We start from the raw sequence: 2,908 nt of genomic DNA on the forward strand, positions 1-2,908 counted from the left end.
ATCTCCGGCGAGGACAACTTGCGCAGTGCCACGCGCGCCACCGCCGCGGCCAGCGGATTGCCGCCGAAGGTGGTGCCGTGCGCGCCGAACTGCATCACCTCGGCCACCTTGGGACCGGCCAGCATCGCGCCGATCGGGAAACCGCCGCCCAGCGCCTTGGCCAGGGTCACGATGTCCGGCTTGATGTTGTCCTGCCAGTGCGCGAACAGGGTGCCGGTGCGGCCCATGCCGACCTGGATCTCGTCGAGCACCATCAGCGCGTCGTGCTGGTCGCACAAAGCGCGGATGCGCTGCATGAAGCCCGGCTTGGCCRGCATCACCCCGCCCTCGCCCTGGATCGGCTCGAGCATGACCGCGGCCACGTCGCCGGCGGCCATCGCGGTTTCCAGCTGCACCTCATCATTGAAATCGACGTAGCGGAAGCCACCGGGCAGCGGCTCGTAGCCTTCCTGGTACTTGGGCTGGGCAGTGGCGGTCACCGCGGCCAGGGTGCGGCCGTGGAAGCTGCCGCGGAAAGTCACGATCACCCGCTGATGGGCGGGACGGCCCTGCGAGGAGGCCCACTTGCGCACCAGCTTGATCGCCACTTCGTTGGCTTCTGCACCGGAATTGCACAGGAACACCCGCTCGGCAAAGCGCGAGGAAGTGACCAGTTCTTCGGCCAGGCGCAGCGGCGGCTCGCTGTAGAACACATTGCTGGTGTGCCACAGCTTGCCGGCCTGCTCGATCAGTGCGGCGGTCAGGTCCGGGTCGTTGTGGCCCAGGCCGCACACGGCGATGCCGGCGGCCAGGTCGATGAACTCACGGCCCTGGTTGTCCCAGACGCGCGCGCCCTGGCCGCGTTCGAGCACCACCTGGCGCGGTTTGTAGACCGGCAGGTAGTAATGCGACAGGGACAGGAGCGGATCGGCGGCGGCGGCGGTCATGGCAGTCAGGGTGGTCAGGGAAAGCCCATTCTCGCGCTTCCACCGGCTGGGGCACAATGCGCCCATGCGACCGTTCAGTGCCCCCCAGCTCAATCCCGCGACCGAGACCGGCTGGCGCCGGACCTGGTTCGACATCATCTACCGCCACGACACCCGGCCCTCGCGCAATTTCGACCTGCTGCTGGTCTACGCGATCATCGCCAGCGTGCTGGTGGTCATGTTCGACAGTGTGCAGCGCTTCCACATCGCCCACGCCGACTGGCTGTACGTGGTCGAGTGGGGCTTCACGATCCTGTTCACCGCCGAATACGTGCTGCGCCTGGCGGTGGTCAAGCGCCCGCTGCGCTACGCCTTCAGCGTCTGGGGGATCATCGACCTGGCCTCGATCCTGCCCACCTACCTGTCCCTGTTCATTCCCGGTGCGCAGAGCCTGCTGGTGGTGCGCGCGCTGCGCATCCTGCGCGTGTTCCGCATCCTCAAGCTGACCCGCTACATCGAAGAGAGCGGCGTGTTGATGGAATCGCTGTGGCGCAGCCGCCGCAAGGTGCTGCTGTTCCTGTTCACGGTGGTCACCATCACGATCATCGCCGGCACCCTGATGTACGTGATCGAAGGCCCCAACCACGGCTTCACCAGCATTCCCAGCAGCATGTACTGGGCAGTGGTGACGATGGCCACGGTGGGCTTTGGCGACATCGTGCCGCAGACCGTGCTGGGCCGCTTCGTCACCTCGGTACTGATCCTGATCGGCTACAGCATCATCGCCGTGCCCACCGGCATCTACACCGCCGAACTGGCCAGCACCATGCGCGAGGCCGAGCACGCCGCGCGGCGTGATGCACGCGGCTGCCCGCACTGTGGGCTGGAAGGACACGAGCCGGATGCGCTGCATTGCCGCCATTGCGGGGAAAAACTGCCGCCGGTGTTCAACGCCTGAGCCCTGCAGGCAGGCGCGCGGCGGGGCGTTCACCGACCCGCCGCGTTGACGCCGTCGTCGCCGACAGCGACGTGGCGCTGCGACTTATCGCGACAGCTGGTTGCTGGCGTCGACCAGATCGTTGTAGCTGTCGGTCACCGCTTCGGCCGAGCCCTGCGGGTTGCCGATGCGGCCACCGCCCWGCATCAGGATCTGCTCGCTGCGGGTGAGTGGCTTGTTTTCCTGCAKGCGGTCCACGCGACGCCCGGCATCACGGGCCAGCCCATCGGCAGCGCGCTCCAGGTGACCCCACATCGCATCGCCCTTGCCGATCTTGTCGTCCTGGGCCTGCTTCAGCAGGGCCTGGAAGGCGGCCAGCTGGGTGCGGKCGAGGGCCAGGTCCGGCGTATCGGCCGTCAACAGCGCCACCAGCTGCTTGGCATCGCCGACGATCTTGAGCTGGTAATACGCCGCCGAGCGCCCTTCGGCCGCCTCGATCTCCTTCAGCTGGGCGTGACGACGTTCGTCTTCGCGCTTCTCCAGCGCGGCATCCAGCGCATCGCTGGCATCGAAGAAGGCCATGTAGGCCTGCATCAGCGGGCCGTGCTGGGTGCGCATGCCAGCGTGGTCGTCGCGCAGGTAATCCTCGCGGGTGTAGTAGCGGTCGGTCTGTTCGATCAGCGCGTACAGGTCAACGAAGCGCTGCTGGTAGGCGCGCRCAGGCGCATCCAGCGCGGCATCGGCCGGCGTCATCGCCAGCGCCGCCACCATCGGTTCATTGCACAGCGCGACGCGGTGCGACAGCACCATGCCCGGCCCGCGCACGTGCGTCTCCTTGCCGGTCGGGCCCGCCTTCGGATCCTGCATCCAGCCGGTGTACTGCTGGAAGCCCTCGTGGATGGGCTGCTCCACCGCGTTGAAACACGCGACGTAAGCATTCACCTTCTCAACGCCCTCGGTATCGGCGGCGTGCGAGGGGCCTTTGCTGCAGGCGCCGAGCAGGCCGATGACGGCGATGGCGGCGGCGAGCGATGCACTTCGTTTGCGATGGGACATTCAACAGACC

The 2,908-nt window shown here is 67.2% G+C and carries 3 protein-coding genes; 1 reads left to right on the plus strand and 2 read right to left on the minus strand.

Annotated features, from left to right (window positions below):
- Window positions 1-926: acetylornithine transaminase (locus ACXJKH_RS17980; protein ID WP_457321374.1), on the minus strand; the 926-nt coding region annotated here is incomplete at its 3' end.
- Window positions 927-990: 64 nt separating this feature from the next.
- On the opposite strand from ACXJKH_RS17980, the gene ACXJKH_RS17985 reads away from it, so the two are divergent.
- Window positions 991-1,863, plus strand: coding sequence for an ion transporter (locus ACXJKH_RS17985; RefSeq protein ID WP_457321370.1), 873 nt, complete (start codon window positions 991-993; stop codon window positions 1,861-1,863).
- A gap of 84 nt (window positions 1,864-1,947) precedes the next feature.
- Here the strand turns inward: ACXJKH_RS17985 and ACXJKH_RS17990 are convergent, their stop codons facing one another.
- On the minus strand, window positions 1,948-2,898 hold the full coding sequence (locus tag ACXJKH_RS17990; RefSeq protein WP_457321372.1) for a YiiG family protein: 951 nt from the start codon (window positions 2,896-2,898) through the stop codon (window positions 1,948-1,950).
- Between the last annotated feature and the right edge of the window lie 10 nt (window positions 2,899-2,908).

Source organism: Stenotrophomonas sp. P5_B8, from assembly GCF_054049855.1.